This is a genomic window from Thioalkalivibrio sp. ALE31 (assembly GCF_000377405.1).
In the GTDB taxonomy this organism is placed as follows: domain Bacteria; phylum Pseudomonadota; class Gammaproteobacteria; order Ectothiorhodospirales; family Ectothiorhodospiraceae; genus Thioalkalivibrio.
On record NZ_KB905021.1, the window covers coordinates 270,835 to 288,077 of the forward strand.

19 protein-coding genes and 1 tRNA gene are annotated in these 17,243 nt (G+C 66.4%); 16 read left to right on the forward strand and 4 right to left on the reverse strand.

The window, feature by feature from the left end:
• Nucleotides 1-6 precede the first annotated feature (6 nt).
• The 6 genes from trpE (at nucleotide 7) to trpC (ending at nucleotide 6,122) form a co-directional block, all read left to right on the forward strand.
• Nucleotides 7-1,494, forward strand: a complete 1,488-nt coding sequence (trpE, locus tag D103_RS0104720) for an anthranilate synthase component I (RefSeq protein WP_018865928.1) — start codon at nucleotides 7-9, stop codon at nucleotides 1,492-1,494.
• An 11-nt stretch (nucleotides 1,495-1,505) separates the two neighbouring features.
• Nucleotides 1,506-2,300, forward strand: coding sequence for a triacylglycerol lipase (locus tag D103_RS0104725; RefSeq protein WP_018875971.1), 795 nt, complete (start codon nucleotides 1,506-1,508; stop codon nucleotides 2,298-2,300).
• A gap of 142 nt (nucleotides 2,301-2,442) precedes the next feature.
• The gene (locus tag D103_RS0104730; protein ID WP_018875972.1) at nucleotides 2,443-3,036 is read left to right on the forward strand and encodes an aminodeoxychorismate/anthranilate synthase component II; all 594 of its coding nucleotides are present in this window, start codon (nucleotides 2,443-2,445) and stop codon (nucleotides 3,034-3,036) included.
• A 32-nt stretch (nucleotides 3,037-3,068) separates the two neighbouring features.
• Nucleotides 3,069-4,247 carry a multidrug effflux MFS transporter gene (locus D103_RS0104735; protein ID WP_018875973.1) on the forward strand — a complete coding sequence of 393 codons (1,179 nt, stop codon included), beginning with the start codon at nucleotides 3,069-3,071 and terminating at the stop codon, nucleotides 4,245-4,247.
• A gap of 28 nt (nucleotides 4,248-4,275) precedes the next feature.
• The gene (trpD, locus tag D103_RS0104740) at nucleotides 4,276-5,310 is read left to right on the forward strand and encodes an anthranilate phosphoribosyltransferase (protein ID WP_018875974.1); all 1,035 of its coding nucleotides are present in this window, start codon (nucleotides 4,276-4,278) and stop codon (nucleotides 5,308-5,310) included.
• Nucleotides 5,307-6,122: an indole-3-glycerol phosphate synthase TrpC gene (trpC, locus tag D103_RS0104745; protein WP_018865923.1), complete on the forward strand. Its 816-nt coding sequence runs from the start codon at nucleotides 5,307-5,309 to the stop codon at nucleotides 6,120-6,122. The genes trpD and trpC overlap by 4 nt, the downstream gene beginning before the upstream one ends.
• Nucleotides 6,123-6,216: 94 nt before the next feature.
• On the opposite strand, the gene crp is transcribed toward trpC, so the two are convergent.
• The gene (crp, locus tag D103_RS0104750) at nucleotides 6,217-6,864 is read right to left on the reverse strand and encodes a cAMP-activated global transcriptional regulator CRP (protein ID WP_018865922.1); all 648 of its coding nucleotides are present in this window, start codon (nucleotides 6,862-6,864) and stop codon (nucleotides 6,217-6,219) included.
• A 233-nt stretch (nucleotides 6,865-7,097) separates the two neighbouring features.
• On the opposite strand from crp, the gene D103_RS0104755 reads away from it, so the two are divergent.
• Nucleotides 7,098-7,526 carry an OsmC family protein gene (locus tag D103_RS0104755; RefSeq protein ID WP_018865921.1) on the forward strand — a complete coding sequence of 143 codons (429 nt, stop codon included), beginning with the start codon at nucleotides 7,098-7,100 and terminating at the stop codon, nucleotides 7,524-7,526.
• Between the two features lie 86 nt (nucleotides 7,527-7,612).
• Nucleotides 7,613-8,422 (forward strand): adenosylmethionine decarboxylase, encoded by an 810-nt coding sequence (gene speD, locus D103_RS0104760; RefSeq protein ID WP_017942843.1) that lies wholly within the window; start codon nucleotides 7,613-7,615, stop codon nucleotides 8,420-8,422.
• Between the two features lie 58 nt (nucleotides 8,423-8,480).
• On the opposite strand, the gene coq7 is transcribed toward speD, so the two are convergent.
• Entirely contained in the window at nucleotides 8,481-9,122 is a 642-nt protein-coding gene (gene coq7, locus D103_RS0104765; protein ID WP_018865920.1) for a 2-polyprenyl-3-methyl-6-methoxy-1,4-benzoquinone monooxygenase, read from the reverse strand.
• 63 nt (nucleotides 9,123-9,185) lie between these two features.
• Nucleotides 9,186-10,484, reverse strand: coding sequence for a (Fe-S)-binding protein (locus D103_RS0104770; protein WP_081618366.1), 1,299 nt, complete (start codon nucleotides 10,482-10,484; stop codon nucleotides 9,186-9,188).
• Between D103_RS0104770 and D103_RS0104775 the strand changes: the two genes are divergently transcribed.
• From D103_RS0104775 to D103_RS0104805, 7 genes are all read left to right on the forward strand, one after another.
• Entirely contained in the window at nucleotides 10,483-11,220 is a 738-nt protein-coding gene (locus D103_RS0104775) for a YdiY family protein (RefSeq protein WP_018875976.1), read from the forward strand. The two genes, D103_RS0104770 and D103_RS0104775, sit on opposite strands and share 2 nt — an antisense overlap.
• A gap of 97 nt (nucleotides 11,221-11,317) precedes the next feature.
• Complete coding sequence (locus D103_RS0104780; RefSeq protein WP_018865917.1) at nucleotides 11,318-11,623, forward strand: ferredoxin; 306 nt, start codon at nucleotides 11,318-11,320, stop codon at nucleotides 11,621-11,623.
• Nucleotides 11,624-11,688: 65 nt separating this feature from the next.
• Nucleotides 11,689-11,765, forward strand: a tRNA-Met gene (locus D103_RS0104785).
• A 389-nt stretch (nucleotides 11,766-12,154) separates the two neighbouring features.
• Nucleotides 12,155-12,643: an NfeD family protein gene (locus tag D103_RS0104790; RefSeq protein WP_018875977.1), complete on the forward strand. Its 489-nt coding sequence runs from the start codon at nucleotides 12,155-12,157 to the stop codon at nucleotides 12,641-12,643.
• A gap of 18 nt (nucleotides 12,644-12,661) precedes the next feature.
• Entirely contained in the window at nucleotides 12,662-13,660 is a 999-nt protein-coding gene (locus D103_RS0104795; protein WP_018875978.1) for an SPFH domain-containing protein, read from the forward strand.
• A 169-nt stretch (nucleotides 13,661-13,829) separates the two neighbouring features.
• Nucleotides 13,830-14,180: a hypothetical protein gene (locus D103_RS0104800; protein WP_018158287.1), complete on the forward strand. Its 351-nt coding sequence runs from the start codon at nucleotides 13,830-13,832 to the stop codon at nucleotides 14,178-14,180.
• Between the two features lie 256 nt (nucleotides 14,181-14,436).
• Complete coding sequence (locus D103_RS0104805; protein WP_018875979.1) at nucleotides 14,437-15,732, forward strand: hypothetical protein; 1,296 nt, start codon at nucleotides 14,437-14,439, stop codon at nucleotides 15,730-15,732.
• 201 nt (nucleotides 15,733-15,933) lie between these two features.
• Here D103_RS0104805 and D103_RS0104810 read toward each other — a convergent pair whose 3' ends face one another.
• The gene (locus D103_RS0104810; protein WP_018875980.1) at nucleotides 15,934-16,665 is read right to left on the reverse strand and encodes a metallophosphoesterase; all 732 of its coding nucleotides are present in this window, start codon (nucleotides 16,663-16,665) and stop codon (nucleotides 15,934-15,936) included.
• Nucleotides 16,666-16,912: 247 nt separating this feature from the next.
• Here D103_RS0104810 and D103_RS0104815 point away from each other — a divergent pair, with 247 nt between their 5' ends.
• Nucleotides 16,913-17,143 carry an EexN family lipoprotein gene (locus D103_RS0104815; RefSeq protein WP_018875981.1) on the forward strand — a complete coding sequence of 77 codons (231 nt, stop codon included), beginning with the start codon at nucleotides 16,913-16,915 and terminating at the stop codon, nucleotides 17,141-17,143.
• Nucleotides 17,144-17,243: the final 100 nt, after the last annotated feature.

Here is a 17,243-nt window from a genome sequence, read left to right on the forward strand (position 1 = left end):
GTTGTGATGACCCCCGAACAGTTCGATCAGCTGGCCCGCGAGGGCTATAACCGCATCCCGCTGGTGCGCGAGGTCCTGGCGGATCTCGAAACCCCGCTGTCCATCTTCCTGAAGCTGGCCAACCGGCCGTACTCCTACCTGTTCGAGTCGGTGCAGGGCGGGGAGCGCTGGGGTCGGTATTCCTTTATCGGGCTGCCGGCACGCACCCGCGTGCGGGTGCACGGCCATGACATCACGGTGGAGACCGATGGCGAGGTGGTCGAACAGACCACGGAGACCGACCCGCTGGCCTGGGTCGAGGCCTACCAGGCGCGCTTCAAGGTGGCCGAACTGCCGGGCCTGCCGCGCTTCACCGGTGGTCTGGTCGGCTATTTCGGGTTCGAGACCGTGCGCCTGATCGAGCCGCGCCTGGAAGGCCCGGAAAAGCCCGATGCCCTGGGGCTGCCGGACATCCTGCTGATGGTCTCGGAGGAGGTCGTGGTCTACGACAACCTCTCCGGCCGGCTGTACCTGGTGGTGCACGCCGATGCGACCCAGGCCGATGGCCAGGCCGTGGCGGCCACGCGTCTGGATGAGCTGGAGACCCGTCTGGGCGAGCCCCTGGTGCCCCCGGAGGATCCGCCGCATCCGCATGCGGTGCCGGAGTACGTGCCGGGCTGGTCGGCCGAGGGCTTCCAGACCGCGGTCGCGCGGGCGCAGGAATACATCATGGACGGCGACGTGATGCAGGTGGTGCTGGCGCAGCGCATGAGCGTGCCATTCTCCGCGCCGCCGCTGGACCTGTACCGCGCCCTGCGCGCGCTGAACCCCTCGCCGTACATGTACTACCTGGACCTGGACGACCACCACGTGGTCGGGGCCTCGCCGGAGATTCTGGTGCGCCTGGAGGACGACCGCGTGACCGTGCGCCCGATCGCCGGCACCCGCCCGCGCGGGCGCACCGAAGAGGAGGACCGCGCGCTGGAGGCCGAACTGCTGGCCGACCCGAAGGAGCGCGCCGAGCACCTGATGCTGATCGACCTCGGACGCAACGACGTTGGCCGGGTCTGCGAGATCGGCTCGGTGGAGGTGACCGACACCATGAGCATCGAGCGCTATTCGCACGTGATGCACATCGTCTCCAACGTGGAGGGCCGACTGGCCCCGGGGCACTCGCCGATGGATGTGCTGCGCGCGACCTTCCCCGCCGGGACGGTCTCCGGTGCGCCGAAGATCCGGGCACTGGAGATCATCGACGAGTTGGAACCGGTCAAGCGCGGCCCGTACTCCGGCGCGGTCGGCTACCTCTCCTGGTCCGGCAACATGGACACCGCGATCGCCATCCGCACGGCCGTGCTGCACGACGGCGAGCTGCATATCCAGGCCGGGGCCGGCGTGGTGCACGACTCGGTACCCGAGAGCGAGTGGCAGGAGACCCTGAACAAGGGACGTGCGGTGGTGCGCGCGGCCGAGACCGCCCTGGGTGGCCTGGGGCCCCGGCGCCACCGCGACTGAGAGGGCCAACTATGCGCGGCCGCCTTCGCATCTTGTTGCTGGCGCTGCTGGTATGGCTGCTACCGGGGCTGGCGGCGGCGCAGATCGTGGTGCTGGTGCCCGGTGGCTGGGATCGCGGCGACGGCTTTCGCCATGCCGGCGTCACCGCGGCCCTGAACGCCGCCGGGTATGCCGATGGAGGCCGGGCTCGGCCGGAGGCCCCCTGGTTCGATCGTGCTCCCGACCCGGCCCCGCGCCAGTTCTATACCGTGGACCTGCCGGCGGGCGGAGTGCCGCCCGAGCGCGCGCGGGCGCTGGGTCAGGTCGTCGAGGCCCTGGCGCGGCGCCATCCGGGGCAGGAACTGGTGCTGGTCGGGCATTCCAGTGGCGGTGTTGTGGCGCGCGAGCTGCTGGTGCGCCAGCCGCACCCGGCAATCTCCACTCTGGTGACGTTTTCCGCTCCGCATGCGGGGAGCGGCTGGTCCGCCCTGGCGCGTTCGGTGACGGATGCGCTGGCCGATTCGGCCCTGGGGTTGTATGCCCCGTTTATCGGGATCGAGGGTATGCACCGGCGCGAGGGTCTCTGGGGGCCGGAGGGCACCTCGCCGGATGCGGCCCACCTCGAGTGGCTGAATACGCGGGAACACCCGCCCATCCGCTACGTGTCGGTGGTGCGCCTGGCCGACCCGTGGGTGGATGCGGCCAGTCAGGACATGAATCGTCTCCCGGCCCTGCGCGGCCGGGCGCATACCCTGCCGAGCCCCGGCGGGCACCGGCTGGAGGCCGCCGACGGCACCCTGCTGGCCGCGCTGCTGTTGCCGCGATGAGCGTGCCGGGTTTCGCCAGCGCCCATGCGGTTGCGGGCCGGCGGACCCGGGGCCGGGTTATGCTGGGCCCTGTCCGCTCTACGCGCGTGAACATCGATTCGCGTAGCGGTCCTGTTTCCTCCGTTCTGCAGGGACGTTCGACATGATCCTGATGCTCGACAACTACGATTCGTTCACCTTCAACCTGGTCCAGTATCTGGGCGAGCTGGGGGCCGAGGTGGTGGTCCACCGCAACGACTGCATCACCCCGGACGGGATCGCGGAACTCGCCCCCGTGGGGATCGTGATCTCGCCGGGACCCTGCACGCCGAACGAGGCCGGGGTATCGCTGGAGGTGATCCGGCGCTTCGCCGGCGCGATCCCGATCCTCGGAGTCTGTCTCGGGCACCAGGCGATCGGGCAGGTCTTCGGCGGGCGCGTGGTGCGCGCCCGCGAGATCATGCACGGCAAGACCTCGCCGGTGTATCACACCGGGGTGGGGGTGTTCGCCGGGCTCGAGAATCCACTGGAGGCCACGCGCTACCACTCGCTGGTGGTCGAGTCGTCCTCGCTGCCGGAGTGCCTGGAGGTCACCGCCTGGACCCAGCGCGAGGACGGTGCGCGCGACGAGATCATGGGCCTGCGCCACCGCGAACTGGACGTCGAGGGCGTGCAGTTCCACCCGGAATCCATCCTGACCCGCCAGGGCCACGAACTGCTCGACAACTTCCTCCGTCGCCTGCCCCAGCCGGCGTGACCCAGACTCGACGCACCCGGTGGCGCTTCGCGTTGCTGGTGGCGCCGCTGTCGATGCTGGCGCCGTTCTCGCTGGACACCTATCTGCCCTCGTTCCCGGCGATGGCGGAGGCCCTGCGGGTCGACTCCGGCGCGATGCAGGCGACCCTGTCGGCGTACCTGGTCGCCTTTGCGCTCGCCACCCTGGTGGCTGGTCCGCTGTCGGATACCTTCGGTCGGCGCCCGGTCGTTCTGTGGGCGCTCGCCGGATACGTGCTCAGCTCGCTGCTGCTGGTGCTGGCGGTGGAGTACTGGCAGGTGATCGGGTTGCGGGTGGCCCAGGGGCTGTCCGCGGCGGCCGGGATTGTGGTCGGGCGTGCAGTGGTGCGCGATCGCTTCGAGGCCACCGATGCGCGCCGTGTCCTGGCGCTGATCACCATGATGTTCGCGATTGGCCCGGCGGCCGCCCCGATTGTCGGCGGCTATTTGCAGGCGGGGTTCGGCTGGCGCTCGGTATTCCTGTTCCTGACCCTGTACGGCGTGATCCTGTTACTGGCGATCCGGGCCTGGCTGCCGGAGACCCTGCCACCGGTCGGCCGCGCCTCCGGCAAGCCGGCCCTGATCCTGCGGGGGTATCTCGGGACCCTGCGCAACCCGCCGTTTCTGCGCCCGGCCCTGGTACATGCCGGGCTGTTCGGGGCGATGTTCCTGTTCGTCGCCGCCTCGCCAACGGTGATCTATGTCCACCTGGGCGGACAGGAACAGGACTTCTGGTGGCTGTTTCTGCCGCTGGTGGGCGGCCTGGTGGTGGGCGGTTTTGTGGCCGGGCGCACCGCCAGTCTGCTGAGTCCGCCGCTGGCGATCAGTATCGGCGTGGGGCTGGCCGGGATCTCGCTGGCGCTGGTGGCGCTGGGGATCCTCACCGAGGGTTCGGTGGTCGCGGTGACGCTCCCGTTCGCGCTGTACAGCTTTTCCCTGGCCACGGCCGTTCCGTCGCTGAACCTGCTGGCGCTGGACTGCTATCCGGGCGCCCGTGGCATGGCCTCGGCCATGCAGGCCTTCCTGCAACTGGGGTTCAGTGCCCTGCTGGCGCTGTTCCTGGTGGACCGACTGGACGACCACCTGCCGTGGCTGATCGGCGGGTCGCTGGTAATCTGGGCCGCCGCGGCGCTGCTGTGGTGGAGCGGGCCGGAGGCGCGCGGTCGTCGCGCCCCGGCGCGGACGTTAAACTAGCGGCTTCGATTTTCCGCAGGAGCAACCCGTGACGGTGCAACAAGCGATAGCGGCTCTCATCGAGCGCCAGGACCTGGACGCGGCAACCATGACCGCGGTGATGCAGGCGGTGATGACCGGCGAGGCCACCGATGCCCAGATCGGGGGGTTCCTGGTGGCCCTGCGCATGAAGGGCGAGACGATCGAGGAGATCCGCGCGGCGGCCGGCGTGATGCGCTCGCTGGCCACTCGGGTGGATGTGCCGCGAACCGGACTGGTGGATACCTGCGGGACCGGCGGCGACGCCTCCGGCACCTTCAACATCTCCACCGCCTCGGCGCTGGTGGCGGCGGCCGGCGGGGTGCGGGTGGCCAAGCACGGCAACCGTTCGGTGTCGTCGAAATCCGGCTCCGCCGATGTTCTGGAGCACCTGGGGATCCATCTCGGGCTGTCGCCGGAGGCGGTCGGGTCCTGCATCGAGGAGGTCGGCGTCGGCTTCCTGTTTGCCCCGGCCCATCATGGCGCGATGAAACACGCGATCGGGCCGCGCAAGGAACTCGGCGTGCGCACGCTGTTCAATGTGCTGGGGCCTCTGACCAACCCGGCCGGGGCGCCGAACCAGGTGCTCGGCGTGTTCTCGGATGCCTGGGTGCGGCCGCTGGCCGAGGCCCTGAAGGGCCTGGGCAGCGAGCATGTGCTGGTGGTGCATGCCGAGGACGGCCTGGACGAGATCAGCATCGCGTCGCCCACCCGGGTGGCCGAGCTCAGGGACGGCGAGATCCGCGAATACACCATCCGTCCGGAGGACTTCGGGCTGGCGACCACCGCACTGGATGCCGTGCGCGTCGACAGCGTGGAGGCCTCGGCCGACATGCTGCGCGGTGTGCTGGACGGCCAGGCGGGCGCGGCGCGTGACATCGTGCTGCTGAACGCCGGGGCGGCGATCTACGCCGGCGGTGGCGCGGACACGCTGGCCGCGGGCGTCGAGGCCGCCGCCCGGGCCATCGACTCCGGCGCGGCCCGCGAACGGCTGGAGCGCCTGCAGGCGACCAGCGCACGACTGGCAAACAAGGAAGCACAATGACCGAAGCCAACGCAGTACCCGATATCCTGCAGCGCATCCTGGAGCGCAAGCGCGAGGAGCTGAAGGAGCGCGAGGCGTTCTGGCCGCTGCGCGAGCTGCGCGGCTGGATGGGCTCGGCGCCTGCGCCGCGGGGGTTCCGCGCGGCGTTGCAGCGCGACATCGACGCCGGCCGCGCCGCGGTGATCGCGGAGATCAAGAAGGCCAGCCCGAGTCAGGGCCAGATCAGCCCCAACTTCAACCCGGAGGCCTTCGCCCGCAGCTACGAGGAACACGGGGCCACCTGCCTGTCGGTGCTGACCGACGTGGACTTCTTCAAGGGGCGCGATGGCGACCTGCGCGATGCGCGCGTGGCCTGCAAGCTGCCGATCCTGCGCAAGGACTTCGTGATCGACCTCTATCAGGTCTACGAGGCGCGGGTGCTGGGGGCGGACTGCGTGCTGCTGATCGCCGCGGCGCTGGACGATACGGCCCTGCACGAGCTGTACTTCCTGACCCGCGAGCTGGGCATGGACGCCCTGGTGGAGGTCCACGACGCCGAGGAGCTGGAACGGGCGAAGAAGATTGGCGCGGACCTGATCGGCATCAACAACCGCGACCTGCACAGCTTCGAGACCCGGCTGGAAACCACGCTGGAGCTGAAGGATCAGGCGCCCGAGGGCGCGCTGCTGGTAACCGAGAGCGGCATCCACACCCGCGAGGACGTCGCGCGCATGCAGGCCGCCGGGATCCATGCCTTCCTGGTGGGCGAGGCCTTTATGCGGACCGAGGATCCGGGCAAGGCCCTGGGGCAGTTGTTCCGCGGCGAATCGTAACCGCCTCCAGCGGGGCGTCGTGCCTTCAGGCTGGAGGCGGTGGCCAGGTACTACGCCCTTTCCGGCCGCAGGGCCCGGGGCGGCGGCACGGGCGTCAGCGCGTGCCGAACACCACGATGGTCTTGCCGTGCGCGGTGATCAGGCCGCGCTCTTCCAGATCCTTCAGCACGCGACCGGCCATCTCGCGCGAGCAGCCGACAATGCGCGCGATCTCCTGGCGGGTGATGCGCAGCTGCATGCCGTCCGGGTGGGTCATCGCGTCGGGCTGGCGGGCGAGATCCAGCAGGGTGTGGGCGATACGGCCGGTGACGTCGACGAACGCGAGGTCCATCACCTTGCGCGAGGTCTGACGCAGGCGGGTGGCGATCTGGCTGGTCAGCAGCATCAGGATCTCGGGGTCGCGCTGGACGATCTCGCGGAACTGGGTGTAGGGGATCTCCGCGGTCTCGGTGTCCTCGCGGGTGGTGACGGTCGCGCTGCGCGGGTCGTCCTCGAACATGCCCAGCTCACCGAAGAACTCGCCCTTGTTCAGATAGGCCAGCACCAGCTCGTGCCCGTTGTTCTCGCCCAGTACCGAGACCGACCCGCTGACGACGTAGTACAGCGTGTCGGGAACCGTGCCCGAATGGATGATGGTGGTGCGCTTGCGGTACTGGCGGCGGTGGCAGTAGCCGAGAAAACGCTCCAGCGCGGGCGACGGCTGGGCCGGGCGGTAGACGAACGGGTTGTTCAAGGCTTCCATGGTCACGTCCGATAGCAGCTTCCTGTGGATGTGCGCCAGTGTAATGCAGCATCTGGCCCCCGCACGCCGGGGTGGCTGGAACCGTTCACAAAATCCGCCGACAGGCCACTGATTTTGTGCAGCAGGTCCGCCCTGAGTAGAGTCCCACTGAAGTATAGGCATGGATCCCTTCATCCAACAGCAGGAAGGGAGCACTGGTTCATTGATCGGCACCTCTTTAAAGGACGAGCGCGATGCAGGTGAAAGTGAAATGGCTGGACCAGGTGGCCTTTGTCGGCGAGACCGACAGCGGTCATGCGGTGGTGATGGACGGCGCGCCGGACGCGGGCGGCCGCAACCTGGGGGCGCGGCCGATGGAGATGCTGCTGCTGGGGATGGGCGGTTGTACCAGCTTCGACGTGATTGCGATGCTGAAGAAGGCGCGCCAGCAGGTGCTGGACTGCGAGGTGACGGTCGCAGGCACCCGGGCGGAGACCGTGCCCAAGGTCTTTACCGATATCCACGTGCATTTTCGGGTGTACGGCCATGACCTGTCGGAGAAGCAGGTGGGGCGCGCGGTCGGGCTCTCGGCCGAGAAGTACTGCTCGGCTTCGCTGATGCTGGGGGCCTCGGCGAAGGTGACCCACGACTTCGAGATCGTCGAGGGGCCGGCCCCGCGCTGAACGGGAACCCGGGTTCTTTCCTTGGACTCGGAGGCCGAGGCGTCTACAATTCGCCGCTCGCTGCGGCCCGGGCAAGAGGACACGCCATGCCTCGTCACAAGAAGCAGATCAAGCTCCACGGTTTCAACAACCTGACCAAGAGCCTGAGCTTCAACATCTACGATATCTGCTATGCCTCGGGTGACCGGCATCGCGACGAATACATCGCGTACATCGACGAGGCGTACAACGCCCAGCGGCTGACGCAGATCCTCTCCGATGTGGCCCATCTGATCGGGGCCAATATCCTCGATATCTCGCGCCAGGACTACGATCCGCAGGGCGCGTCGGTGACCATGCTGATCTCGGAGGAGCCGGTTGCCACCGAGAAGATCGGCTACACCGAGGGCCCCGGCCCGCTGCCGGAGACGGTGGTCGGTCACCTCGACAAGAGCCACATCACCGTGCACACCTATCCGGAGGCGCACCCGGAGGGCGGGATTGCAACCTTCCGTGCCGATATCGATGTGTCCACCTGTGGGCGCATCTCGCCGCTGCGCGCCCTGAACTACCTGATCCACAGCTTCGAGTCGGACATTGTGATCATGGACTACCGCGTGCGCGGTTTTACCCGCGACGTGCGCGGCAAGAAGCACTTCATCGATCACAAGATCAATTCCATCCAGGACTTCCTCTCGCGCGATACCAAGGAGAAGTACCAGATGGTGGACGTGAACGTGTACCAGGAGTACCTGTTCCACACCAAGATGGTGCTGAAGGACTTTGACCTGGACAGCTACCTGTTCGGGCTGGGCAAGGATGACTACTCGGCCAAGGAGGCCAAGCGCATCTCCAAGCTGCTCAAGCACGAGATGATGGAGATCTTCTACGGCAAGAACATGAGCCGCCCGAGCTGAGACGGCATGCGCCGCGCATTGCGCGCGGCACCTGACGCCCGTCCTCTCGCCTGGCGAGTCAGATCCAGTAGGCAGTGCGCGTCATCACGCTGGAGGTCAGGGGCATCAGCAGGTTCCGGACCGGCCACGGTGGCGCCTTGCCGCCCAGCGCCATGGCATGCGCGCCGTGTTCCACCTCGTCCTGCTTCATCTGCGCCAGGATGCGCGCCGAGACCTCGTCCTGTGCCGGCAGCCGCTCCAGGTGGCGGTCCAGGTGGCGTTCCACCTGGCGCTCGGTCTCGTCGATAAAGCCCAAGCTGTAGGCGTCGCCGGTCAGGCCGGCCAGGGCACCCATCCCGAACGAGCCGACATACCAGAACGGCCCCAGCAGGCTGGTGCGCCCGCCCAGGTCGTGCACCCGGCGCGCGCACCAGTGCAGGTGGTCGCCCTCCTCGCGCGAAGCCTGGTCCAGGTGGTCGCGGATCGCGGGGGTGCGGGCGGTCAGCATCTGGCCCTGGTAAAGCCCCTGCGCCGCGACTTCCCCGGCGTGGTTCACGCGCATCAGACGGGTGGACAGGTCGCGCTCATGATCCTCCAGATGCGGGCCGATATCGTCCCCGCCCGGCGACGGGCGGCCGGTGGAACGGGCCTGGCCGGAGATGACCTTGACGAAGGCATCGGCCTGGTTGATCAGGTGATCCAGCGGGGAGAGTCGGCGCATGGTTCCGGTCCGGTTGGGGCATCAAGGCGTACCCCTCAAGAGTACCGCAAGCGGGGCCCGGGATCAGCGCCCAGCGGGGTCGTGAGCAGGGTTTTTCAGGCGCCGCGCCAGGAATCGCGCGGGCGACAGGATGGCCGGCATATCCGCCTGGTCGCCGGCCAGGGCGCGCAGGTGCACGCTGCACCCGACATTTGGACTGATGATCACGTCCGGCGTGCCATCGCAGAGCGCCTGCAGCGTCTCGGTGCCCAGGCCGTCCGCCATGGCCGGCTGGGTCAGCATCGCAGTGCCACCCGCGCCGCAGCAATTCGGTGCGCCCGAGACCGGTGTCAGCGCGACCCCGGGCAGGCGCTCCAGCAAAGCGGGCAGTTCGCGCGCCTCGCGGGTGACGTTGCGCTGGGTGCAGGGCAGATGCAGCGCGATCCGGACGGGGGTGTCATCCCAGAGGTCCGCGGTGGTGTCCGCTTCCAGGTGCTGCGCCAGGAAGCGCGTGAGGCTCAGGCTGCGCCGGCCCAGGGTGCCCTCGGGGTATTCGCGCAGCGTGGCCTCGCAGCCACTGTCGAGGGCGATGACTGGCTGATCTCCGCTGCCGAAGGCCTCGAGGTTTCGTGTCTGCAGGGCCTGCGCGGCCGCGCGATGGCCGGTGTGCTGATCCAGCGCGCCGCAGCAGACCTGCCGCTGCGGGATCGCCACGCGCAGACCGAGGGCCTCGAGGACGTGCAGCGCCGCGTCCAGGTCGGGCCCGGTAAAGAAGCGGTCCATACAGCCGGTGAACAGCAGGACGTCGGCGTCGTCCGGCCTCGCGGTTGGGCGCAGCCGGGGGGCGGGGACCAGGGAGTCCCGGGTATGGGCGAGGCTGCGCTCCCAGCTGCCGTGCGGGAGCACGCGCTCCAGCCCCAAACGGGCCCCGGCCCGCGCCGCCAGGGCGCCGAGACCGCGCAGGGGCGGATGCATCAGGGCCTGGTGCTGGACGCTGCGCCGCCAGCGGTCCGCCCGCGAGGGGGTGGCCGGGTGCTCGTCGAGGATCTCGCGGGCGCGATCGATCAGCGCCCCGAAGGGTACCCGTGCCGGGCACACCGCCTCGCAGGAACGACAGCCCAGGCACCCCTCGAGGTGCCCGCGCAGGCGCTCGGATTCGGGCGCAAGCCGGCCCTGCGCCAGACCCTGCATCAGGGTCAGTCGTCCACGCGGAGAGTCGCCCTCGACGCCGTGCCAGCCATAGGTCGGGCAGTGCGGCAGGCACAGCCCGCAGTGTACGCACTGGTCGGCGGCGGAAAGCCCCGAGAATCTCAGGGGCTGGTCCGATGCCCCCAGCGGCTTTGCTAGGGTTTCGCCTTCATTTGATTCCGGGAGGTTTCCCATGCTCGTGCGTTCGTTTCGGCCCGTCGGGTCCGCGTTTGCCTCGCTCATCCTGCTGAGCATACCAGTCTCGCAGGGCCTGGCCTGGGAGGCCGAAGGCTGGCAGTCGACCATCGAGCTGGGGGCTTCCATGACCACCGGGAATACCGAATCCACCACGGCCTCGGGGCGCTTCCGCGCGGAGCACACCACCATCGACTGGCGGAATCGCATCCGGCTGGATGCCTACTTCCACGAGGAGGATGACGAGACTACCGGCGAGCGTTACGTCGCCGGCTACCAGGCGGACCGCAAGCTGGGCGAACACGACTATCTGTTCGGAGCGCTGCGCTACGAGCGGGATCGCTTCAGCAACTACGACTACCAGGGCTCGGCCACGGCCGGTTACGGTCGTCGCCTGATCGACGGCGAACGCGTGCGGCTGGACGGCGAGATCGGTGCCGGTATGCGCCAGGTGCGCATCCGCACCACTGGCGAGACCGAGAGCGAGCCGGTCGGTCGCCTGGCCGGCAATTTCCGCTGGGAGATCAGCGAGAACGCACGTCTTACCGACGAGCTGCTGGTCCTGACCGGCAGCGACAACACCGAGATCGAGAACATCCTCGCCCTGACCGCTGACGTCACCAGTCGGATGTCCCTGCGCACCAGCTTTACCGTCAAGCACAACACCGACGTCGAGCCCGGCGTGGAAAATACCGACACCATCACGGACGTCAGTCTGGTTTATCGCTTTCGCTGAAGCGTCGGCGCGCTGAAGGCACCGACGCGAACATTGCCATCCGTCGTGTTGCGGGCGGCAGCGTTATCATAAGCCGCAGGGATCACTGGAGACTTCCATGGGCTACTACCAGCGCCATATCTTCTTCTGCACCAACTGCCGCGAGGACGGCAACTGCTGCGAGGACCACGGGGCGACCGAGATGCGCGCCTACGCCAAGACCCAGGCCAAGGCCATGGGCATCCACGGCAAGGGCCAGGTACGCGTGAACACCGCCGGTTGCCTGGATCGCTGCAACGAGGGTCCGGTCGCGGTGGTCTACCCGGAGGGCGTCTGGTACACCTACCAGGACGAGCGCGACATCGACGAGATCCTGGAAGAGCACCTCAAGAACGGACGCGTGGTCGAGCGCCTGCAGATCTGAACCCTGCCCCGTGCCCCGCTGGCTTGACTTTATGCGCCCGCCTCCGGAGAATTCGCAGCCCGCGTGGCTACGTAGCTCAGCTGGTTAGAGCACATCACTCATAATGATGGGGTCCCCTGTTCGAATCAGGGCGTAGCCACCACCAATTCCAGTACTCAGGCCCCGCTTGGTTGTGCCCTTGGTCCCTGGGGACCACATGGGGACCAAGCGGGGACCATTTCTCGAAGTCCCCATTCTCGGTGAAGCCGCCCGGTTTCCCTTGTCCCATCAGTCGTCTTTCTGGTCAGCACTCTCTGTTGCCACGGCGTATCCCTTGCCGGGCCCATTTCCTGGTCTCGGCGTTCTACCAGGTCCTGGCTTTTTTGCGTTGTTCGGTTCCCGTGTTCGCCTCTCCAATGGAGTTGGGCGCGTTGCCTTGTCGGGTATTGCAGCGGGGCGGAATGTGAGAGGGTGAGCGCGAAAACTGCAGGGTCGATCACGCCCGGGTCGCTGGACGGGCCTTGAACGGCGCGCCTCAAGGAGACTGATGCTATGGAAGCAACCCCCTGGATTCTCTCACTGGACCCCTGGCAGTACTGGCTGGTCCTGGCCGTCACCATTCTCGTGCTGGATCTGCTCTTGTTCGGCGGCCTGATGTCCGGCGGGGGCGGGGTTACGCTGATCCTGGCCGGTGGTGCCTTCGGGGCGATCATCCCGGCCGCCTTCGGAGCCGATATGGCGGGCCAGATCCTCGGCGGGATCGCCGGCATGATCGTAATGGGGATTTTCGTCTTCTGGATCGGCAGGCGGTGGGTGCGCGGGGATGACCGCAACCTGGCCGGGCAGGACATTCGTGCCGGTCGCGAGATCCTGCAGGTCGAGGATCGCGACGGGCGACTGGGCGTGACCCTGCTCGGGGATTTCTATCCTGCGCGCCCCGAGTCGGCGGACTACGCCTTGAGCGAAGGTGAGCGCGTGCACCTCGTTCGTTTCGAAGGGGTCACGGCGATCGTGAGCCCTGAAGCACAAGACCACGCATAACCGCAAAGGAAGGCAACAATGGAAGGACTTGTGATGTTTCTCGTGCTGGCCGTTCTGGTCGGCGTATTCCTCAGTATGGGGATCACCATGATCCCGCAGCGCCGGGCGATGGTGATCGAGCGCCTGGGCAAGTTTCACCGAGTGCTGAACCCGGGCCTGAACCTGATCATCCCGTTCATCGATCAGCCGCGGCCGATCACCATCCTCCAGTTCAAGGGGGCGGATAAGCTGGTGCGCACCGAGACCAAGATCGACATGCGCGAGATCCTGCTCGACTTCCCGCAGCAGGCGGTGGTTACCAAGGACAACGTCGGCGTGACCATCGACGGCGTGATCTACTACCAGATCATGGATCCGCAATCGGCATTGTACGGCGCCGAGAACCTTGTCCTCGCGATCCAGACCCTAGCCCAGACCACCCTGCGCTCGGAGATCGGCAAGATGGAGCTGGACGACATCTTCGAGAACCGCGAGACCATCAACAAGCAGATGGAGGCGGTGATGGACGAGGCCGGACAGAAGTGGGGCCTCAAGGTGAACCGGGTCGAGATCCGCGACATCTCCATGCCGGAGGACATCGTGCAGGCGATGAACCAGCAGATGGTCGCGGAACGCACCCGTCGCGCCACCGTGCGCGAGGCCGAGGGCTACAAGGAGGCGGAAATCCGTCGCGCCGAAGGCGACCGTGATGCTGCCATCGCGCGCGCCGAGGGTGACAAGCAGGAGGCCGTGCTGCGTGCCCAGGGTGAACGCGAGGCCATCGAACTCATCGTGGGCAGCCTGCGCGACCACCCCGAAGGCGCCAAGGCCGGCGTGAACTACCTGATCGCCCAGCGCTACATCGGCATGCTGCCGGAGCTGGCGAAGGATGGCGACCGCGTGTTCGTGCCGATGGAGGGCACCGCCCTGCTGTCGAGCCTGGGTGGCATGCGCGATCTGTTCGGGCCCGGTGCGATGGGGGCGGTGGACGCCGTTGGTGGTTCGGCCCCAACGGCGACTGGATCAGGCCAGAGCTAACCGCCCATCTCGTCCGAGAAAGCCCGCCCGGGTTCCGATTCGGGTGGGTTTTCTTGTGCCGGGTTATGATGAGGGGGTCTCAAAGTGCGTTTCCGGGTTGTGGTGAAGATGTCTCAAAGCGAATTTCCGGGCTCATAGTGAATTTTGTGGTTGGCGGCATGGAGGCTTGATGTCTACACCGATCGTTACGTTGATACAGTCGCAGCCTGGCTCACCCGAACTTGCGGCTGTTTTGGTGCGGGGAGTCATGATTGCTTACTCCGACGGAATTGAACCCGGAACTGAGGATCGTCCGGACTCCTGTGGTGCGTGCATTCTGTCCGTGAAAGAAGTCGATGCCCTGGCCCATCTCCTTGCCATGGCGTTCGGCGAGAAACCTCGCGTCGTTACACTTGAAAACGTCAATGAAAACGACACGTGGGTGGATGTGCAGGACTTCCTCTGCTGGATGGGTGTCGCAGACGCGGAAGGGGCCTTTTCGACCGATCTGGGGCAGGGGTCTGATGCGTCTCGCCACTGAGTAGCGGCCGGCGCTTGTGTCCTATCGAACCGACCTGCACTTCCGGGCGGGATGGACTTGAAGCTGCGGCCTTAATCCACTTCTCCTGGCGTTGGTCAGGCAGGCACCGTTCCCTGGTCGCACGCGAAAACGATTCGACTGTGATCTCGTGTGCTAACCCGTGTTCTCCTCGGGTTGTGCATTACACAGTGTGGGAGCAGACGTGGCGCATCGCGCGGCGCAGCGCGGTCGAACAGCGGTGCAGAGGGGGTTGGGTATGGCGCACGTCATGGTTCAGGGCATCCGGTATTCGGGAAAGACCTGGATGATCCAGCGGCTTGTGCGAGCGGAGCTGGCTCGGCCGGTCGAGAAAGATGGGCCATCCCGACGAATCTACATCCTGGATTCCGACGGAGCCCACGAGGATCTGGCGGACCAGACTTTCCCGGTGGGTGGGGGTGGGCCTTGGGGCTACAACCCGTTGCAGCTTTCCGCGGAACATCCGGAGTCGACTCCGGCGGATCGAGCGGAGTTTGTGGCGCGGGCATTGAGTGTGGGTTACGGGGCGTTTCGGGCGCGTTTGGGCGCGGCTTTGCGGGCTCTGCTGCGCGAAGCCTATGCGGAAAGAGGATTGCTTCCGGATCGCCCGATTCGGGAGTCGCGTCCCCATGGGTCCGTTGCGGCTGAGGATGCGCCGACACTGGAGGGTGTGCGGCAGCTGGCATTGGCTCGGCTGCGCGCCAGCCGCGACAAGAAAGTGCGCGCTGCGGAGCAGCGTTGGGATGCGGTGGATCTTGCAGCGGTGCGCGAGATCGCCGGTGTGGACGGTGGCCCGGACCTTGCTGGAACTATGGGCATGGATCCCAATGCTATTGGGGCGTACAGCGAGTATCTCCGGAGCCTTGCAGTGGATCCCTTGCAGGGGCCGGATCATCAGGTGTTCCCGGTTTCCCTTCTGGAAGGGTTGATCGAGCAACTGGATCCTGTCTGCTCGTCATCCATGTTGGTTGGTGATTCGCCGCGGTGGGATCCTGATGCCGTAGTGCGGCGCTATGACGTGTCGGCTCTCGGGCGCCCGGAACGCGCCGTTCTGGTTCAGTGTTGCTTGCGGGATATTCTTTTGGAGGCCGAAGCGCATGCAGCGAATGACCGGCGCACGCTAGTGGTCCTGGACGGTGTTGAAGAACATCTCTATACCCGCCGGGGAGCCGTTGAGGCCATGATGCGTTTCGGGCCTGCGGTCGGCTTGGAGGTGTTGATGTCTGCCTATGACCCCCACCCCATGCTGGGCGACGAGTTGCGTGCAACGCTCGGGGCACACGTACTGCTGGGGGACTACGACCGCGAGGCGGTCGACGCCGTCTCAGCCGGACTGAATGTGCCACCGGAGTTACTTTGGTGCGTGGTCCCGCGGCGCCGGTGTGTTGTGCGCACCCGCCAGGCCGACGGCTCGGCCCGTCAGGGCAAGGTGATGATCGATGGGGTTGTGGGTGCGCTGGGCTGGGATGAGCAACCCGGGACCGCTCCAGGTCGTGAGCGAGCCGGGTGGGCTGCGGCAGTGGTTCGCAGGTAACACCCGAGTCCACCGTGATCCTGTGATCGAGCATTCGCAGAACAGCCGGGGCATGTTTTTCGACGTCAACGTAGTAATCCTCGCCGATACGCCGGGCTCGCATTACTTGGACCTGTTGCAGGATTTCAGGGGCTTTTCAGGGATGCGAAGTCCGCAGTTCCCGCAGAGTGGGTGCAGTAACACGCCGGGCTGGGATCGTTGCTAGATGTGTCCTTTCAGAAGGCTGGCTTCGTCCAGTACTCCGTCCTTTTCGTTCCAGCGGACGACGCCTGCTTCGCCTACGCCCAGCACCTGAGTGCCGCACTCGAGCCGGCTATCGTACCGCTCGTGGTGGTGACCGTGGACGATCATCGTGGCACCCATGGTTCTGGCGATCTCGTCCAGAACCGGGAACCCGTGCCGGTGGGTCGAGGGTGCCTCGTGCGTGATGAGCAGGTCGGCGCCCAGCGTCTTTAGCTGTTCGATATCCTCTGGCCAGATCGCGGCCAGTGCATGCCGGGGCATGCCTTGTCGCCAATCCTGCGGGATGCCGGATTTCTTCTGTGAGGCCAGCACACGTTCGTACTCGATCCTCGAATTGAACTTGGCGGGCGCGGGCGGCATCCACACTTTCTTCCGGAAATGCCCCCCGAGCCCGCCGACACGAACCCCCTGGAGGGTGTGGGTGCGGCCGTCGAGATTGATGGCCCGCCCAGGAGAGCCCAGCAGGTGATCGTAGAACCGGGTCTGGTCGTAGTCGTGATTGCCGGGGATGTACGCGACTTCCATGGAGTCCGGGAGTGTCTGGATCGCGGTGTCCAAAGGCCCGGCGAGATCCAGGTCCCCTAGCAGGACCACCACCCCGGCGTCGGCATGCTCACGTGCGATATAGGCCAGGATTTCCGGAAGACGGCCATGGGGATCGCCGACAAAAAGGAAGTCTCGATTTCGCACGCGTGGTACTCCGGGGGGTGCCGGCGGAGATTGTCGCTGATGTTGGCTTTATGGAGCCACTCCACATTGGGGTAACCGAGCCTTGCCGGTAACTTGGGGTGGGCCGCGCGTCCGGAACGTTCGCTACACGGGTCTCTGATCGATTGACCTATCCGAAGTGGGGTGTTTATGCTCGACCGGCCACCAGCGCAGCGAGTGGCTCCAGGAAAGGATCTATTCGGTCAAACTTCGCACAAGGACGTACACCATGAAAAAACTGCTATTCGCCGCCCCGCTTGCTTTCTTCCTCGGCGCCTGCGGTGCCCCTTCGGTGGAGCATCTGATGGAAAACCCCGAGAAGCTTCAGCAGGTTACTGTCGAATGCATGGAAATGATGGCGCAGGGCAAGGACGTTGATACTGCGGCCTGCAACAACGCGGCCGAAGCGCAAAGCCGTATGGCCGAAAATGTCATGCGGGGCCTTCTGGATCAGCTTTAATTCCTCAAATACACCGGCGAATCGTCTGCCAAGGTGCGGTGCCCTCTGTTCCTTGCGTACGCATCTTCCATGATTTCCGGTTTTCGGGCGCGCTGGTCAT

Bases quoted from the DNA above. Each gene is read 5' to 3' on its own strand.
- trpE (WP_018865928.1), top strand. From the start codon at position 7: ATGACCCCCGAACAGTTCGATCAGCTGGCCCGCGAGGGCTATAACCGC.
- D103_RS0104725 (WP_018875971.1), top strand. From the start codon at position 1,506: ATGCGCGGCCGCCTTCGCATCTTGTTGCTGGCGCTGCTGGTATGGCTG.
- D103_RS0104730 (WP_018875972.1), top strand. From the start codon at position 2,443: ATGATCCTGATGCTCGACAACTACGATTCGTTCACCTTCAACCTGGTC.
- trpC (WP_018865923.1), top strand. From the start codon at position 5,307: ATGACCGAAGCCAACGCAGTACCCGATATCCTGCAGCGCATCCTGGAG.
- crp (WP_018865922.1), bottom strand. From the start codon at position 6,864: ATGGAAGCCTTGAACAACCCGTTCGTCTACCGCCCGGCCCAGCCGTCG.
- D103_RS0104755 (WP_018865921.1), top strand. From the start codon at position 7,098: ATGCAGGTGAAAGTGAAATGGCTGGACCAGGTGGCCTTTGTCGGCGAG.
- speD (WP_017942843.1), top strand. From the start codon at position 7,613: ATGCCTCGTCACAAGAAGCAGATCAAGCTCCACGGTTTCAACAACCTG.
- coq7 (WP_018865920.1), bottom strand. From the start codon at position 9,122: ATGCGCCGACTCTCCCCGCTGGATCACCTGATCAACCAGGCCGATGCC.
- D103_RS0104775 (WP_018875976.1), top strand. From the start codon at position 10,483: ATGCTCGTGCGTTCGTTTCGGCCCGTCGGGTCCGCGTTTGCCTCGCTC.
- D103_RS0104770 (WP_081618366.1), bottom strand. From the start codon at position 10,484: ATGGGAAACCTCCCGGAATCAAATGAAGGCGAAACCCTAGCAAAGCCG.
- D103_RS0104780 (WP_018865917.1), top strand. From the start codon at position 11,318: ATGGGCTACTACCAGCGCCATATCTTCTTCTGCACCAACTGCCGCGAG.
- D103_RS0104790 (WP_018875977.1), top strand. From the start codon at position 12,155: ATGGAAGCAACCCCCTGGATTCTCTCACTGGACCCCTGGCAGTACTGG.
- D103_RS0104795 (WP_018875978.1), top strand. From the start codon at position 12,662: ATGGAAGGACTTGTGATGTTTCTCGTGCTGGCCGTTCTGGTCGGCGTA.
- D103_RS0104800 (WP_018158287.1), top strand. From the start codon at position 13,830: ATGTCTACACCGATCGTTACGTTGATACAGTCGCAGCCTGGCTCACCC.
- D103_RS0104805 (WP_018875979.1), top strand. From the start codon at position 14,437: ATGGCGCACGTCATGGTTCAGGGCATCCGGTATTCGGGAAAGACCTGG.
- D103_RS0104815 (WP_018875981.1), top strand. From the start codon at position 16,913: ATGAAAAAACTGCTATTCGCCGCCCCGCTTGCTTTCTTCCTCGGCGCC.